Source organism: Stappia sediminis (assembly GCF_009826895.1).
GTDB classification, from domain to species: Bacteria; Pseudomonadota; Alphaproteobacteria; order Rhizobiales; family Stappiaceae; genus Hongsoonwoonella; species Hongsoonwoonella sediminis.
On sequence record NZ_WUMV01000001.1, the window covers coordinates 434,006 to 450,337 of the forward strand.

Genomic DNA, 16,332 nt, shown 5'->3' on the forward strand with positions numbered 1-16,332 from the left:
ACTGACGATTATTGACAATCGTCAGTTTCCAACAAATATGGGGGCAAAGAAATTCCGCCACGGCAAACAGGGAAGGGCGTTCGGCCCGTTGCAGCCGCCGCCGCGGGATCGAACCGGATTGGATCTGCGTCATGTCTTCGCCCCTGAACTGCCGTTTCGCCTCTTGCAAGGAAGGTTCCGCCGCCGGTTTCATCAACGCCCGGCGCAGGCGTATTGGCTGGACCGCAGCCGTGTTGGGGCTGGCGGTACTTGCCGCCGGCTGCCAGCCGGATGCCGCCGAACAGGCGGACGCTCCGCTGGCTCCGCGCATCGTCTGGGCCGAGCAGGTCAAGCTTTCCGATGGCGTGGAGACGCAAAGCTTTACCGGTACCGTGCGCCCGCGCGTCGATGCGCCGATGGCGTTTCGTGTCGGCGGAAAGCTTGCCGAAAGGCTTGTCGATGTGGGTGACGAGGTCGCGAAGGGCGACGTTATTGGCCGCCTCGATGAGGGGGACTACCGGCACGGCCTGCGTGTTGCGATAGCGCAGGAAAAGGCGGCGGAAGCGGAGGCCGAACGTTCATCCGCCGATCTGGAGCGTGCCCGCGAACTCAAAGAGAAGGGCCACGCCAGCACGGCTGTCTTCGACCGCGCGAAGGCAACGGCCAACGCCGCGCGCGAGGCGCTGGCGGCCGCGCGCGAGCGTCGCGCCTTGGCCGAAAACGAGCTTGAATATGCCGTCCTGAAAGCCGATGCGGATGGCGTCGTGACCGGTGTTTCGGCTGAGCCGGGCGAAGTCGTCACCGCTGGCCAGCCCATCGTGCGCCTTGCCCGCACTGGTGAGCGGGAGGCGGCCATCGCCATCCCCGAAAGCCGCATTGGCGCTGTTCGCGGCGCGAAGGCCTGGGTCACGCTCTGGGCGTTGCCGGGCAAGCGTTTCGACGCGGCTTTGCGCGAACTCTCGCCCGAAGCGGACCCTGCCGCGCGCACGTTCGACGCGCGCTTTTCGATAGACGACCCTGAAGGGCAGGCGAGGCTCGGCATGACAGCGACGGTGCACATCGCGCGGGCCGATGTCGAAAAATCCTTCGTCGTGCCCCTTTCCGCGATCTGGTATCGCGGCGAGGCGGCTTTCGTCTGGCGTTCGAGCGAAGACCGTGCGGCTGTCGAAGCCGTTCCCGTTACCGTTCGCCGGCTTGACGAGGAGGTCGCCTATGTCGATGGCGGCCTGAAGCCCGGGGAGCTTGTCGCAAGCCTCGGCGTCCATCGTCTTGACGAAAACCTCGCTGTGCGCGTGGAAGAGCGCATGGCCGGCGAAGCCGTGAAGGTGGGGGCTTTGCGATGAAATCGTTCAACCTCTCCGCATGGGCGCTGCGGCATCAGTCGCTCGTCCTCTTCTTCATTCTGGTTCTCGCCGCCGCGGGTATCTGGTCCTACGGTACTCTCGGGCGCAATGAAGACCCGTCTTTCACCGTCAAGGTGATGGTCGTCACCGCCGTCTGGCCTGGGGCGACGGCGGAGGAAATGCAGGATCAGGTTGCCGACAGGATCGAGACCCGCCTGCAGACCCTGCCGCATCTGAACCGCCTGAACACCTATTCGCGGCCCGGTTTCACCGCGACGCAGGTGATCCTTGAGGATTCCACGCCGCCCTCCGCTGTCGAGGATCTCTGGTATCAGGTCCGCAAGAAGGTCGGCGACATTAGCGCCGAACTGCCGCAAGGCGTGCGCGGGCCGTTCTTCAACGATGAATATTCGGACGTCTTCGTCGAAATCTTCGCGCTCACCGCTCCCGGCGCCACCTGGACGGAGCTTGACGATCTTGCCGAAATCGTCCGTCAGGGCTTCCTGTCCGTGCCGAATGTGGAAAAGGTCAGCCTTTTCGGCGAGCAGGACCAGAAGATCTTCGTCGATATCTCCTATGAGAAGCTCGCCACCCTCGGCATTCCCGCAAGCGCGATCTTCGACGCGCTGAACCGGCAGAACGCCGTCGTGCCCTCAGGCGCGGTCGATACGCGGAGCGAGCGGGTACAGGTGCGTGTCTCGGGAAATCTGGAAGGCGTGGAGGAGGTTGCCTCCGTGCCCGTCGAGGCCGGCGGCAATACGTTCCGCCTTGGCGATATCGCCACCGTCTCGCGCGGGGTTCAGGATCCGCAGACCTATGCATCGCGCTATAACGGCGAGCGGGCGATCATGCTTGGCGTCGTCATGGCCGACGGCGGCAATGTTCTGGAGCTTGGCGAAGCGCTTGGCGCGAAGGCCGGGGCATTGCGCGCGCGCCTGCCGGTAGGGGCCGATCTTCACCAGGTGTCCGACCAGCCGCATGTGGTTGAAGAGGCGATCGGCGAATTCGTCTTCAAGTTCGTCGTCGCGATTTCGATCGTGCTTCTCGTCTCCTTTGTCTCGCTCGGTTTCCGGACGGGCATCATCGTCGCGCTTTCCGTGCCGCTGACGCTGGCCGGCACCTTCCTCGTCATGATGATGATGGGGATCGACCTTGAGCGCATCTCGCTCGGCGCGCTGATCCTTTCCCTCGGCCTTCTGGTCGATGACGCGATCATCGCCATCGAGATGATGGTGGTGAAGATCGAGCAGGGCTGGACCCGCTTTCATGCCGCGACCCACGCCTGGAATTCCACTGCCTTTCCGATGTTGACGGGAACGCTGGTGACGGCGGCAGGCTTCCTGCCGGTCGGCTTCGCGAAATCCTCGGCTGGTGAGTATGCCGGCGGCATCTTCTGGGTGGTCACGGTCGCGCTTCTCATTTCCTGGGTCGTCGCCGTTATCTTCACGCCCTACCTCGGGCTGAAGCTTTTGCCGAAGTCGCTGGAGCGCCACGCGTCGGAGCGCGCGGGCAATGCGGACGAGCACTCGATCTACGAGACGCGCGGGTACAACTTCCTGCGTGCCGTCGTTCGCGGCTCCGTTCGTTTCCGTCTGCCCGTGGTTCTTGCCACCGTCGGCCTTTTAACGCTCGCGGGCTATGGCATGGGCTTCGTCGAAAAGCAGTTCTTCCCCAATTCCGACAGGCCGGAGGTGATCGTCGAGTTGCGCGGGCCGGAAGGCTCCTCCTTCGAGGCGACGGACCGCGAGGCGAGGAAGCTTGAGGATTGGCTGAAGGACAATCCCGACCTTGAATATTTTACGACCTATGTCGGCGCCGGCGCGCCGCGCTTCTTCCTTGCGTATAATCCGGAGCTTCCGAACCCGAATTTCGCGATGCTGCTGATCCAGTCGAAGGGGGGCGAGCATGCGGAGCGCCTTCTGGCCGAGCTCAAGCAGCGTTTCGCGGAATCCGAGGGCGCGGTCAGGGGCCGTGCGCGGCGTCTGGAACTTGGGCCTCCGGTCGGCTTCCCGGTCCAGTTTCGGGTCGTCGGCACCGACACCGCTGAGGTGCGCGAGATCGCGGCCCGGGTCCGCGACATCATGCGCGCCAATCCCGATACCCGCGATGTCGAGCTGCAGTGGGGCGAAAAGGTGAAGTCCGTGCGCCTTGAGGTCGATCAGGAGCGTGCCCGTGCGCTCGGCCTTTCCACCGCGGAGATCGGCCGCACCTTGCAGACGCTCCTGTCCGGCTACGAGGTCACGTCGCTGCGCGAGGATACGCATGACGTCGGCGTCGTGGTACGCGCGACTGATGAAGAGCGCGGCAACCTCGGCAATCTCGGCGATCTTGTCGTGAACGTGAGGAATGGCGCGCCGATTCCCGTCTCCCAGGTCGCACGCATTTCCTATGAGGCTGAGGAGCCTATTCTCTGGCGGCGCAACCGCGAGATGGTCCTGACCGTGCGTTCCGACGTGGCGCAAGGCGTTCAGGCGCCGGATGTGACGGCCGCACTCCTTCCGCAGATGAAGCAGCTCGAGGCGTCTCTTCCCCCCGGCTACCGGATCGACGCGGGCGGTGCGGCGGAAGAATCCGCCAAGGCCAACACCGCGCTTTCCAAGGTCTTCCCGGTCATGTTCGTGGTGATGATGATCCTGATAATGCTGCAGATGCAGTCGATTTCGAAGATGGTGCTGGTCTTCCTCACCTTCCCGCTCGGGCTTGTCGGCGCGGTCGCCTCGCTCCTCTTGTTCGATGCTCCCTTCGGCTTCGTGGCGATCCTTGGCGTCATCGCGCTGGGCGGCATGGTCATGCGCAACACGCTGATCCTTGCCGACCAGATCGAGCAGGACCTGAAGGCCGGCGCCACCATGCGCGAGGCGATTGTGGAATCGACCGTGCGCCGCGCCCGTCCGGTAGTGTTGACGGCGCTTGCCGCCGTGCTTGCCTTCATTCCGCTGACGACCAACGCCTTCTGGGGGCCGATGGCGGTGTCGATGATCGGCGGCCTCACGGTCGCGACGGTGCTGACGCTCTGCTTCATGCCCGCGCTTTACGCGCTTTGGTTCCGCAGGCGGCTAGACGTTGCCGATACCGAAGCGCAAGAGGAGGCTCAAAAGCCGGAGCCGGAGCCGGAGCCGGAGCCGGAGCCGGAGGCGCAGCCCGCCATCCGCCTTGCCCATGCGGCGGAGTAGGTCGGCTGGCCTATCCGGCGGGCACGATCCGCTGGCGCTGCTCGCCAAGGCCCTCGATGCCGAGCTTCATCGTGTCGCCGGGCTTCAGGTACTTTTGCGGAGACATGCCCATGCCGACCCCCGGCGGCGTGCCGGTGGTGATCACGTCGCCGGGCTCCAGCGACATTTGCCTGGAGAGATAGGAGATGATCTCGGCGACGGGGAAGATCATCGTCACCGTATTGCCCGCCTGCATGCGCTCGCCGTTGACGTCGAGCCAAAGGTCGAGTGTTTGCGGGTTGTCCAGTTCCTCTGTGGTGACAAGCCATGGGCCGAGTGGGCCGAAGCCCGGCGCGCTCTTTCCCTTGATCCACTGTCCCGTGCCTTCAAGCTGCCAGGCGCGCTCGGAAATGTCGTTGCAGATCGTGTAGCCCGCCACATGGGAAAGGGCGTCGGCCTCGTCGACCTGCCATGCCCGCCGGCCGATGACGACGGCAAGCTCCACCTCCCAGTCGAGCTTGGTGATACCTGCATGATAGGCGATATCGTCGTCAGGCCCCGTGACGCAGCTTGGCGCCTTGGAAAAGACGACCGGCTCCGCGGGGATCGGCATGCCGGATTCCTCCGCGTGGTCGGCATAGTTGAGGCCGATGGCGATGAAGTGGCCGATGCGCGCCAGCGGCGCGCCGAAGCGTACCTCGTCTTCGACCGGGTAAAGGTCGGCGGGGTCGATCCTGGCGATCCTGCCGAGGGTGTGGTCATCGAGCGTAACGCCCGTGATATCGCTCAGGTGGTGGCTGAGATCGCGCAAAATGCCGTCGGCGTCGATCAGGCCCGGCTTCTCCGCGCCCTTCATGCCATAGCGCACAAGCTTCATCGGCGGGCCTCCTTCGTTGCTGCCCGTTCACCGGCCATTATCGCACGGATGCACGGCGGAGATTCGGCGCTTCAGGCTGCGGAACGCGCCATGATCCATAATACTTTTTCGTGAGTGAATGTGGATTTCGTAAGGTAAGGTTGTGGCAGTTCTGCAACGTGATCCGGAAAAGGAAATCGTCTGCCCGCCTGTATAGAAATGCCTAAAAATTAAGCAATCGAGCATTGTTGCAGTGCAAACCACAGGTCTTGGCGTTTTATCCAAGGGATATATGACAATCGCAGGGCCGGTCAGGATATATATTCCGTTACGTAAAGTATTTGTTTGCCAATTTGGCCCATCATTTCGCCGCCCGCGGCATGACAACTCCTAAATTGCATTGTGGCGGAACCTTGTGCAGGTTCGGGCAAACGAATTCAGCGCCCGCGTGTATCGGGCGCCGCGGGAGGATTGAAGGGCAAATGATGACGACGAAGACTTGGGCGAAACTTTCTGTTGCGGCGATTGCGCTCGCAGCGGTCAATGGCGAGGCTTTCGCCGGCTCTTTCGCCGTTCGCGAGCAGAGCGCGTATTACCAGGGCCTGTCCTTCGCGGGCAACGGCACCACCGGCCCGTCGATCTCCTCCATTTTCTGGAATCCGGCGACGATCACGGGTGCGGGTGACGGCATCACCTTCGAATCCCACAACACCTTCATCATTCCGGATTCGGAAATCGATGGGCAGCTTACTGGAGCGCCTCTCGCCGGAATTCCGAGCAGCAATACGTCCAGTGGAGATATTGGCTCTGAAGCTTGGGTTCCGTCGACCTATCTGTCATACAAGGTGAATGAGGATATCTTCCTGGGCCTCGCGATCAATGCGCCTTTCGGTCTCGGAACGAAGCCGGATACGAATTGGGCCGGACAGTTCTATTCCCGCTCCTCGAACGCACTATCGATCAACGCCAATCCGCTTGTTGGTTACAAGATCAACGAAAAGATCTCGGTCGCCGTTGGCCTTCAGGTTCAGTATTTCGACGTTTCGCTTAAAAGCGCTGTGCCGAGCGCAGCCCTTGGATTCCCTACTGGTGAACTGGAAGGTGATGATGTGGGCTTTGGGGCCACCGCAGGCGTTACCTTCAAGCCGACCGATGGCACGGAACTTGGTGTTGGCTACCGCTCGGCGATCTCGCACAAGCTTGATGGAGATTTCAATCTGCCGGCAGCGCTAGGCGGCTCGAGGCCTATCACGGCGAAGCTCATCCTGCCGGATTCAGTGACCTTTTCGTTCAAGCAGCGGGTAAATGAGAGCTTCCGCGTACTTGGTTCGGTCGAATGGACCAACTGGAGCCGCCTGACGGCGCCGAAAGTGATAAATTCCAACACCGGCGGTTTGGAACGTACTCTAGAATTCAACTACGATGACGGCTGGTTTTTCGCGCTCGGTGGCGAGTATGACTACAATGAAGACCTGACGCTGCGCGCGGGCCTTGCTTATGAAATCTCGCCGATCGACGATGATATCCGTGGCACGCGCGTGCCGGACGCAGACCGATTCTGGTTGTCTGGCGGCTTGACCTATAACGTGAATGAGAATCTGGCATTCGATCTCGGCTATACGCACATTTTTCTGGAAGATGCCGATATCGATATTTCCGGCAATCATCAGGACCTGATCACGCTTGGCGGTGTTTTCCCGCTGCCGTACAACGGCGAAGTTGAAACCAGCATTGACATTATCTCCGCTTCGGTTCGTTACCGCTGGGGCGGCCCGTCGAAGGATCGCGACTACGACACGACGCGCAAGTACTGATTGGCGAAACGCCGGATCGACAGCAAAAAGGCCGGGAAACCCCGGCCTTTTTTCGTTTGGGTTGGCCGCGATCATGCCGAAGCCGGCCGCGCACTCCCTCACCTCTCCCTTGAGGGAGAGGTCGGCGCGTCAGCGCCGGGCGAGGGTGCAACGACCCCGCCCCATCGCCCACGCCGGCGATGCCACACAATTTGACACCCTCACCCTGTCCCTCTCCCTGAGGGAGAGGGGACGCAGGCTGCGCTTTCTTGCCATAGTCCCCAGAGCTTCAACACGGGAAGCGGCTCGATAATGTTGAGCGCCGGCCGCGCACTCCCTCACCTCTCCCTTGAGGGAGAGGTCGGCGCGTCAGCGCCGGGCGAGGGTGCAACGACCCCGCCCCATCGCCCACGCCGGCGATGCCACACAATTTGACACCCTCACCCTGTCCCTCTCCCTGAGGGAGAGGGGACGCAGGCTGCGCTTTCTTGCCATAGTCCCCAGAGCTTCAACACGGGAAGCGGCTCGATAATGTTGAGCGCCGGCCGCGCACTCCCTCACCTCTCCCTTGAGGGAGAGGTCGGCGTGTCAGCGCCGGGTGAGGGTGCAACGGCCCCCCCATCGCCAATTGACGCATCCACCCCGCGCGCAGGTTCATTCCCCTCAGAACGCCGCCGGATAAAGCCCGCCGTCGACGAGGATGTTCTGCCCCGTCACATAGCCCGAATGCGCAGAGCAGTAGAACGCGCAGACGTGGCCGAACTCCGCTGCCGTGCCGAAGCGGCGCGCCGGAATTTCCGCCGCCTGATCGGCGCGAATATCCTCGATCGGACGTCCCGTCTGCGCGGCCGCGCGCTCGAAACCGCCGGTCAGCCTGTCGGTATCCATCTTGCCGGGCAGCACATTGTTGATGGTCACGTTCGTGCCCGCATATTGCCGGCACACGCCCGCCAGGAAAGCGGTAAGCCCGGCGCGCGCGCCGCTTGAAAGGTCGAGGCCCTCGATCGGCATTTTCACCGAAAGCGAGGTGATGTTGACGATCCGCCCGAAGCCGCGCTCCGCCATGCCGTCGGCCACGCGCTGAACCAGCTCGATGGGCGTCACCATGTTCTGCACCACGCCCTTCAGCATCGCCTCGCGGTCAAGCTCGCGGAAGTCCTTTCTGGGTGGCCCGCCGTTGTTGTTGACCAGGATGTCGGGATCGGGGCAGGCGGCAAGCAGCGCGTCCTGTCCCTCGCGTGTCGAAACGTCGGCGGCCACTGCCGTCACCTTCACGCCGTAACGCGCACGAATGTCTTCCGCCGTCTTCTCCAGCCGTTCGGCGTCAAGTCCGTTGATGACAAGCTCGCAACCGGCGTCGGCCAGCGCTTCGGCGCAGCCGCGCCCGAGCCCCCGGCTCGATGCGCAGACGATCGCCTTGCGCCCGGAAATCCCAAGATCCATCTTTTCCTCCTCGATTTCATTTCAGGGGCTCAAAACCCCGTCGCGGTTCGGCTCCTAACTTGTCATGCAAGGGCGGGCGCGCAAGCCCGAATTCATGATTTTCAGGCCGGAAATACCATCCTGCGGGGTGGTCCTCGATTGCCACGATGATTCCGGAAAATGCCGTAACGGCTTCCAAATAGATGTCATTCGCGTTGGCGCCAGTCCGCCAGTCATTGTCCGGCGTGCTGGCGGGTTTGACTTTGGCCTTTGGCGAATTGCCCGGTTTCGACTGTCATATTCCTGATAACGGAATCGCGTTTAAAGCACGAAATCGTAGATCCGGAGATGGCAAATGACCGGGACGCCGGAACCCAAACACTACCGCGCGCTTTTCCTGTCGGATATTCATCTGGGAACGCGCGGCGCGCAGGCAGATCTTCTGCTCGACTTCCTTCGCTACAATGACGCGGAGACGATCTATCTGGTCGGCGATATCGTGGACGGGTGGCGGTTGCGGCGTTCCTGGTACTGGCCGCAGGCGCATAACGACGTGGTCCAGAAGCTCTTGCGAAAGAGCCGAAAGGGCGCGCGCATTATCTACACGCCCGGAAATCACGACGAGTTCCTGCGTGATTTTCTGGGCACGCATTTCGGCGGCGTGAATGTGGTGGCGGATGCGATCCACACCACCGCCGACGGACGCGAATTCCTGGTCATCCACGGCGACCAGTTCGATGTCGTCGTGCGTCACGCCAGGTGGCTCGCCTTCTTCGGCGACTGGGCCTATGTCACCGCGCTGAACCTGAACACGGGGCTCAACGTCGTGCGCCGCAAGCTCGGGCTAACCTATTGGTCGCTGTCGGCCTGGGCGAAGCTGAAGGTCAAGAACGCGGTCAATTTCATCGGCAAGTTCGAGGAGACGCTGTCGGCGGAAGCGCGCCGGCGCGAGGTCGACGGCGTCATCTGCGGCCACATCCACCATGCCGCCGATCATTCGGACTTCGGCATCCACTACATCAATACCGGCGATTGGGTGGAAAGCTGCACGGCGGTGGCCGAACACCACGACGGAACCTTCGAGGTGATCAGATGGGCCGACCGCCGGAAGCTGCCGGCCGTTGCGGAGAAGATCGGCAGCGCCCGGGCCGCCGCATGACATCCATCCTCATCGTGACGGATGCCTGGCGTCCGCAGATCAACGGCGTCGTCCGCTCGCTGGAGCGTACCGCCGAGGAGCTTGAGGGCATGGACGTGCGGGTCGAGTTCCTGACGCCGCGCGCGTTTCGCACGCTCCCCTGTCCGACGTATCCGGAAATCCGCCTTTCGCTCGCCACGCCCGCGCGCATCCGGCGCATGATCGCGGATGCTGCCTGCGATCATCTCCACATCGCAACGGAAGGCCCACTCGGGCTGATGGCGGCGCGTATCGCGCGGCGGGATGGGCGCATTTTCACGACCAGCTACCACACCCGCTTTCCGGAATATGTCTCGGCTCGCCTGCCGGTGCCGCTTTCCTGGTCCTACGGCTGGTTGAGGCGCTTTCACAATTCCGGGCAGGGCTGCATGGTCGCGACCATGTCGCTTGAAAACGATCTGCAGGCACGCGGTTTCACCAATCTCATGCGCTGGTCGCGCGGGGTGGATCATCACCTGTTCAAGCCGTATGAGGGGTCGGTGCTGCCGGAAAGCCTGCCGGGTCCGATCTTCATGTATGTGGGCCGTGTCGCGGTCGAGAAGAACATCGAGGCGTTCCTGTCCCTTTCGCTTCCCGGCACCAAGGTCGTGGTCGGCGGCGGTCCGCAGCTTGAGCGTCTGCGCCGCGAGCACCCGGACGTGCATTTCACCGGGGCGAAGGTGGGCGAGGAGCTTGCCCGCCACTACGCCAGCGCCGACGTTTTCGTCTTCCCCAGCCTGACGGATACCTTCGGCAACGTCCTTCTTGAAGCGCTTGCCTGCGGCGTACCTGTCGCCGCCTATCCCGTCATGGGGCCGCTCGACGTTATCGGGGACACGGGGGCCGGCGTGTTGAACGAGGATTTGCAGAAGGCGGCCCTTGCCGCGCTCGATGTCCCGCGCGAACATGCCCGTGAGGCCGCGCTCGGCTACACGTGGGCGGAAAGTGCGAGGCAGTTTCTCGACAACTGCGTGGCAGCCTACGATAATCGCAACGCGCGAAAGGCTGCATGACGCCCGAATTTGTCACCAGCGCAATATTGTTGTCCCGTCCTGACCGGACTCCTGATATTTGAACTGTCAGGAGATTTCGCATGACCAAGCCACTCGACGCTCCCGTATTCGACGATATCCTTGCCGCGCGCGAGCGCATCTCGGGTGAGGCGGCAAGGACGCCGCTTCTGCGCTCCGCCATTCTCGACGAGGTGACGGGCGGCAGCGTTCTGATCAAGCCGGAGGTGCTGCAACGCACCGGTTCGTTCAAGTTTCGCGGTGCCTTCAACCGCTTGTCGATGATCCCTCCAGAAGACCGTGCGAAGGGCGTCGTCGCCTGCTCGTCCGGCAACCATGCGCAAGGGGTTGCCGAGGCTGCGCGGATCATCGGCATGCCGGCGACGATCGTCATGCCGTCCAATGCGCCCGCTGTGAAAAAGGCCCGTACCGAGCGTTCGGGCGCCAAGGTGGTGGACTACGAGCGCGGGGTGGAAAATCGCGACGAGATCGCGGGCAGGATCGTTGCGGAAACCGGCGCGACCTTCATCCATCCCTATAACGATCCCGGCGTTATCGCGGGGCAGGGCACTGCGGGCGTTGAAATCGCCGAGCAGGCCGAGGCGCTCGGCCTTTTGCCCGAGGCGATGCTCACCTGTGCCGGCGGCGGCGGTCTGACGGCGGGCATTGCCCTTGCTCTTGAGCGTCTTCTGCCGGATTGCGCGGTCTTTCCGGTCGAGCCGGAAGGGTTCGATGACTACGCCCGTTCGCTGGAAGCGGGCCATCGCGTTACCAATCCGGCCGCCGTCGGGTCGATTTGCGATGCGATCCTGACGGAAACGCCAGGCGATCTCGGTTTTGAGATCACGTCGCGCCGCGCAAAACGCGGCCTTGTCGTGACCGACGAGGAAGCGCTGAGGGCCGTCGCCTTCGCCTTCAGGGAACTGAAGCTGGTGGTGGAACCCGGCGGGGCTGTTGCGCTAGCGGCACTTTTATCGGGCAAGCTCGACATTGCGGGAAAATGCGTCGCGATCATCCTGTCCGGTGGCAATATCGAGCCGGCGATGATGATGCGCGCCTTGGAAAGTGCTTGAATTTTCTAACTGAAAAGCGACTGCCGCTCGCCGGGTGAAAGGCGGGCGAGTTCGTCTTCCGTCTCGTCGGTCATCGCGGCGGAAATGCGCTCCAGTTCCGCCTCCCAATCGCTGTCGGCGGCCGCTTCGCTTTCCTCCGCTTCAGCCTCTGCCTTTTCCGGCTTGCCTGCCTCCGCGGAAGTCGCGGGGCGGGCGAAAACATCCGCTTCCCCGTCGTCGGAATCGTCGAGCGCGGCATCGAAGTCGAACGCAGCCGCAGGGTCGCTGGCCGCCTTCAGCGCGTTCTCGCCGGTCTCGGTGACGGTGGCGAAAACGTCCGCCTTGAGGTCGTCCTCGTCTGACGTTGCGTCGCTTTCCTGTGCCAGTTCCCACGGGTCGATTTCGCCGTCGCTGGAACTTATGGCGTCGAATTCGCCGCCATTTGAACCTTTTCGGGCGCCTTTGGAATTCTCCTCGACGCCTTCGGCTTCTTCGCACTCGCTGTTCAGGAGCGCGTCGATCGTGTCCTGGTCCGTGCCCCGGCCCTCAAGCTGCGGGCCGTTCAGAAGATGCGCGTCCGGCCGGGTGTCCATCTTTATATCGGGGTCTTCGGCCTTGGCGCCTTCCATGCCCCAGATCTTGATCATCATATTGATCCGGGCCTCAAGATATTGAAGAACCTGGACAATCTTCTGGGTGCGCTGCCCGGTCAGGTCCTGGAAGGAGCAGGCCATGAAAATCTCGGTCGCCCGGCCGTCGATTTCGTCGCAGGCACCGTGGTCGCCGCCGTCTTCCTTCATCTGCCAGGCGATTTCCTGGATCGCTTCGGCGGCGGCGAGAATTTCCTGCGTTGCCCCTTCCGTCTGCCTGACGATCGCGTCCAACTCGTCGGAAGCTTCCTGGAACCTGTTGCCGTATTCCGATTCATGCTTGATGTTGCCGATCTCGCGCTTGGTGCGTTCGATCGCTTCCTGCATGTCGGCGATGTCGATGCGGATCCGGTCGATGCTGGGCGTATGGCGGTCGCGGATCATGACCGTTTCGAGACGGGCGATCGCATCCAGCACCATCTGCGTTTCGGGCTTCTGGCTGCGCCTCAGGAACTCGTCCAGGAACCACCGTCCGCGAGACGAGCTTGAAAGAGCATCGCGCAGTGCCTCGAATTCGGCATCGGAGAGCGGGCTGGATGGTCCGTTCGCTGCCATGGTCGTAATCTCGGATCGTGAATCGGTCGGGCGGCTCGGCCCCGCGTCGGCAGGTCCTGCCGATAATGGTTAATCATCAAATCCTTAGAATCGGTTTAGATATGCGGCGCAATTCGGGAAAACGGCCTTCATGAAAGACGCGACGCGAACGGGCGGTTTCTTCGCTGCTTACTTCTTCGGAATTGGCTTGTTTCTGCCGTTTTTTCCACTTCTTCTGTCGGCGAATGGCCACGGCCCGGCGGAAATCGGCACGCTTCTCGCGGTACCCATCGCCGTGCGCCTCGTCGCGAATCCGCTCATGACGAATCTCGCCGACAGATTGCAGGCGACGAAAGGCTCAATCGTCATTTTCGCGGTCGTGTCGGCCATTTTGTTCCTCGTTCTTGTGAAACCGCTGGGTTTCTGGGCGACATTCTTCCTGCTTGCGCTCATTGCAGCTTTCTGGTCGCCGATCTTGCCTTTGAGTGACGCAATGGCGGTGAATCTCGTCCGCAAACGCCGGGGCGATTACGGGCGGATGCGGCTTTGGGGGTCGATCGCCTTCGTGGTCGCAAACCTCGCCGGCGGAGTTCTGCTCCAGTATTTTAGCGCCAGCTGGCTTATCGGGGGTATCGTCGGCGGCCTGGTTGTGGTTTTCGCCCTTGCCGTCACGATGCCTGCCTGTGAAGGCGAGGAGACTGGCGGGGATAACTCAGGCGGAAGCGACACTTCCGTTCTCAAAAGCCCGGTCTTTCTTCTCTTCCTTGCCGCCGCCGGTCTCGTGCAGGCAAGCCATGCCGCCTATTACGGTTTCGGTTCTCTCTACTGGACGCAAAACGGCATCGCGGAAACGGCGGTCGGCGCGCTCTGGATGTTGGGCGTCGTCACGGAAATCCTGTTGTTTTACTTCGCAAGCCGCCTGCAAAGCCGGATTTCGCCGGTCGGCTTTCTGCTGATCGGTTCCGCGGCGGCGGTTCTCAGGTGGCTCCTGTTTCCCTTCGTGACGGATTTCGCGCTTATCGTGGTGCTTCAGGGGTTGCATGGCCTCACCTTCGGGGCAACGCATCTGGGTGCGGTGGGGCTGATCGCAAAGGCGGTTTCGAGCCGGCGGTCCGGTACGGGGCAGGGGCTGTTGTCGACTGCGGTCGGTGGCATGTCGGCGCTGGCAACCGCGGCGGCGGGCCCGCTATTCGGCTCCGATCCCGCTGCCGCGTTTCAACTCATGGCGGCCATGTCGGTTGCCGCATTCCTGCTGATCGCGGCCCTCAACCGGCCGCTTGGCAGGCTGCAATCGGCAAACTGAGGCGCAATCAATCAGCCCCAAAGTTCGCGTAACGGCGGCATGAGGGTGCTGCCCTCGAAGGAAAGCCCCGGCGTTCGGTCGCTTGAAAGCAGGAGAGGAGCGTCGAGATCGACGAAATCCGCGCCTTGCGCCGCGATCACGCCCGGCGCCATGGCAAGCGAGGTGCCAAGCATGCAGCCGACCATGACCTTGAAGCTTCGCGCCTTTGCCTCATCCACCATGACGAGCGCCTCCGTCAGCCCGCCGGTCTTGTCGAGCTTGACGTTTACGGCATCGTAGCGTTCTTTCAATTCGCCGAGTTCCGCCGAAGTATGGGCGCTTTCATCGGCGCAAATCGGGACGATCCGCTCTACGCGGGACAGAAGAAAGTCATCGCCCGCAGGCAGCGGCTGCTCAATCAGTTCCACTCCGGCGGATGCGCAAGCCGCGAGGTTTTTCTCGAATGTTTGCGCCGTCCACGCCTCGTTGGCATCAACGATCAGCCGAGCTTGCGGAGCGGCTGATCTTACCGCGGCAATGCGCTCCGGGTCGCCCTCGCCGGCAAGCTTCACCTTCAACAATGGGCGGGCTTTCGCCTTTTCGGCATCGCTCGCCATTTTCTCAGGCGTGCCGACGCTGATCGTGAAGGCCGTGACAAGTGGTGAAGGTTCCGCTCGTCCAAGCAGCGCGGAAACGCTTTTGCCCGCCCGTTTGGCTTCAATATCCCAGAGCGCGCAGTCGAGTGCGTTTCGCGCAGCACCCGCCGGCATTGCCATTTGCAGGCCCGCACGGTCGAGACCGTGGGCGAATTCCTTCGCCATGGTCTCGATATCGGCGATGACCCCGCTTACCGTTTCACCATAACGGGCGTAAGGCACGCATTCGCCGTGACCGATGCGCGTTCCCTCGCGAAGGGTAACGACGACGACATCCGCATGCGTGCGGCTGCCGCGCGAAATCGTGAAGCCGCCTTCTATCGGCCAGCTTTCGGCGACGACGGTCAATTCGATCGTCATGGGTTTCCAAACTCCTTGCCGATCCGCTCTACGATCGCTTCCACGCCGAAGCGAACGGGATCGGTGGCTGGAAGGTCGTGATCGACGGAGATCGTTTCGAGAAGCTTTCTTGCCTCATCCTCGCCCAGTGCCGCGGTATTGACGGCGATACCGACGCACCGGATCGCCGGGTTCGTCAGCCGGCCGCAGCGCACGGTTAGGTCGATCACGTCCTGAATCGACGGCAGTGGCGTCTGAACGCCTCGCATCGTCTTGCGCGTGGGCTCGTGACAGACGACGAAAGCGTCCGGCTGCGAGCCATGCAGGAGCCCAAGGGTAACACCCGCGAAAGACGGGTGATAGAGCGAACCTTGACCCTCGACCACATCCCAGTGAGCTTCATCCGCGTCCGGCGAAATCCATTCCGCGGCGCCGGAAATGAAATCGGCCACCACCGCATCCAGCGCGACGCCGCGTCCGGAAATGAAGACGCCCGTTTGGCCCGTTGCGCGGAAATCGGCATCGAACCCTTGATCCCGCATACCTTTTTCAAGGGCGAGCGCGGCATATTTCTTGCCGACGGAACAGTCCGTGCCAACGGTCAGAAGGCGCTTTCCCGACCGCTTGGTCCCCTTGCCGGTGGAAAATCTCTCGGCCGAATGGCGTACATCGAAAAGCTTTCGCCCCGTGCGTGCCGCGGTATCGCGGATTGCCGGCACGTCCGACAGGCGCATGTGCAGCCCGCTTGCCACATCCATACCGGCTTCGAGTGCCGCGACGATGGACTCCACCCAGTGATCCGGCAGCACGCCACCGGCGTTTACCGCGCCTACGATCATGGTTTTGGCGCCATTCGCCGCGGCTTCGCCGGGCGCCATGTCAGGGAGGTTCGCATCCGCGTTGCACCCGTAGAGACGATACTGGCCGACACACCATTCCTTGCGCCAGTCGACAATGCCGAGTCCCGTTTTCGCGGCAAGCGCGTCAGGCACGTCTCCCAGAAACAGCAGATAGGGATGATGGATTTCCATGGGCTGTCTCCTTGCCGCAACGTCATGTAATTGAGTGTCAGGATACGATAGCCAAA

At 62.4% G+C, this 16,332-nt stretch carries 12 protein-coding genes; 7 read left to right on the top strand and 5 right to left on the bottom strand.

The annotated features are described in order from the left end of the window. The first annotated feature begins 131 nt into the window (after nt 1-131). Entirely contained in the window at nt 132-1,322 is a 1,191-nt protein-coding gene (locus GR183_RS02040) for an efflux RND transporter periplasmic adaptor subunit (RefSeq protein ID WP_160773911.1), read from the top strand. Continuing rightward, nucleotides 1,319-4,495, top strand: coding sequence for an efflux RND transporter permease subunit (locus GR183_RS02045; protein WP_160773912.1), 3,177 nt, complete (start codon nt 1,319-1,321; stop codon nt 4,493-4,495). The genes GR183_RS02040 and GR183_RS02045 overlap by 4 nt, the downstream gene beginning before the upstream one ends. Before the next feature lie 10 nt (nt 4,496-4,505). On the opposite strand, the gene GR183_RS02050 is transcribed toward GR183_RS02045, so the two are convergent. Further along, complete coding sequence (locus tag GR183_RS02050) at nt 4,506-5,351, bottom strand: fumarylacetoacetate hydrolase family protein (protein ID WP_160773913.1); 846 nt, start codon at nt 5,349-5,351, stop codon at nt 4,506-4,508. Nucleotides 5,352-5,815: 464 nt separating this feature from the next. Between GR183_RS02050 and GR183_RS02055 the strand changes: the two genes are divergently transcribed. Continuing rightward, a complete protein-coding gene (locus tag GR183_RS02055) occupies nt 5,816-7,144 on the top strand; it encodes an OmpP1/FadL family transporter (protein ID WP_160774188.1) in 1,329 nt (442 codons plus the stop codon). Between the two features lie 642 nt (nt 7,145-7,786). Here GR183_RS02055 and GR183_RS02060 read toward each other — a convergent pair. After that, nucleotides 7,787-8,566 carry an SDR family oxidoreductase gene (locus GR183_RS02060; protein WP_160773914.1) on the bottom strand — a complete coding sequence of 260 codons (780 nt, stop codon included), beginning with the start codon at nt 8,564-8,566 and terminating at the stop codon, nt 7,787-7,789. A gap of 334 nt (nt 8,567-8,900) precedes the next feature. Between GR183_RS02060 and GR183_RS02065 the strand changes: the two genes are divergently transcribed. The 3 genes from GR183_RS02065 (at nt 8,901) to GR183_RS02075 (ending at nt 11,805) form a co-directional block, all read left to right on the top strand. Then, nucleotides 8,901-9,704, top strand: coding sequence for a UDP-2,3-diacylglucosamine diphosphatase (locus GR183_RS02065; protein ID WP_160773915.1), 804 nt, complete (start codon nt 8,901-8,903; stop codon nt 9,702-9,704). Next, nucleotides 9,701-10,735: a glycosyltransferase family 4 protein gene (locus tag GR183_RS02070; protein WP_160773916.1), complete on the top strand. Its 1,035-nt coding sequence runs from the start codon at nt 9,701-9,703 to the stop codon at nt 10,733-10,735. Before GR183_RS02065 ends, GR183_RS02070 begins: the two co-directional genes overlap by 4 nt. An 80-nt stretch (nt 10,736-10,815) precedes the next feature. Then, nucleotides 10,816-11,805, top strand: coding sequence for a threonine ammonia-lyase (locus GR183_RS02075; protein WP_160773917.1), 990 nt, complete (start codon nt 10,816-10,818; stop codon nt 11,803-11,805). A gap of 5 nt (nt 11,806-11,810) precedes the next feature. Here GR183_RS02075 and GR183_RS02080 read toward each other — a convergent pair whose 3' ends face one another. Continuing rightward, on the bottom strand, nt 11,811-12,989 hold the full coding sequence (locus GR183_RS02080) for a protein phosphatase CheZ (protein ID WP_160773918.1): 1,179 nt from the start codon (nt 12,987-12,989) through the stop codon (nt 11,811-11,813). Nucleotides 12,990-13,119: 130 nt separating this feature from the next. Here GR183_RS02080 and GR183_RS02085 point away from each other — a divergent pair, with 130 nt between their 5' ends. Further along, the gene (locus GR183_RS02085; RefSeq protein WP_160773919.1) at nt 13,120-14,271 is read left to right on the top strand and encodes an MFS transporter; all 1,152 of its coding nucleotides are present in this window, start codon (nt 13,120-13,122) and stop codon (nt 14,269-14,271) included. Nucleotides 14,272-14,282: 11 nt separating this feature from the next. Here GR183_RS02085 and dgcA read toward each other — a convergent pair whose 3' ends face one another. Continuing rightward, a complete protein-coding gene (gene dgcA, locus GR183_RS02090) occupies nt 14,283-15,266 on the bottom strand; it encodes an N-acetyl-D-Glu racemase DgcA (protein ID WP_160773920.1) in 984 nt (327 codons plus the stop codon). Continuing rightward, nucleotides 15,263-16,276, bottom strand: coding sequence for an N-acetyltransferase DgcN (gene dgcN, locus GR183_RS02095; protein WP_160773921.1), 1,014 nt, complete (start codon nt 16,274-16,276; stop codon nt 15,263-15,265). The genes dgcA and dgcN overlap by 4 nt, the downstream gene beginning before the upstream one ends. Nucleotides 16,277-16,332 lie beyond the last annotated feature (56 nt).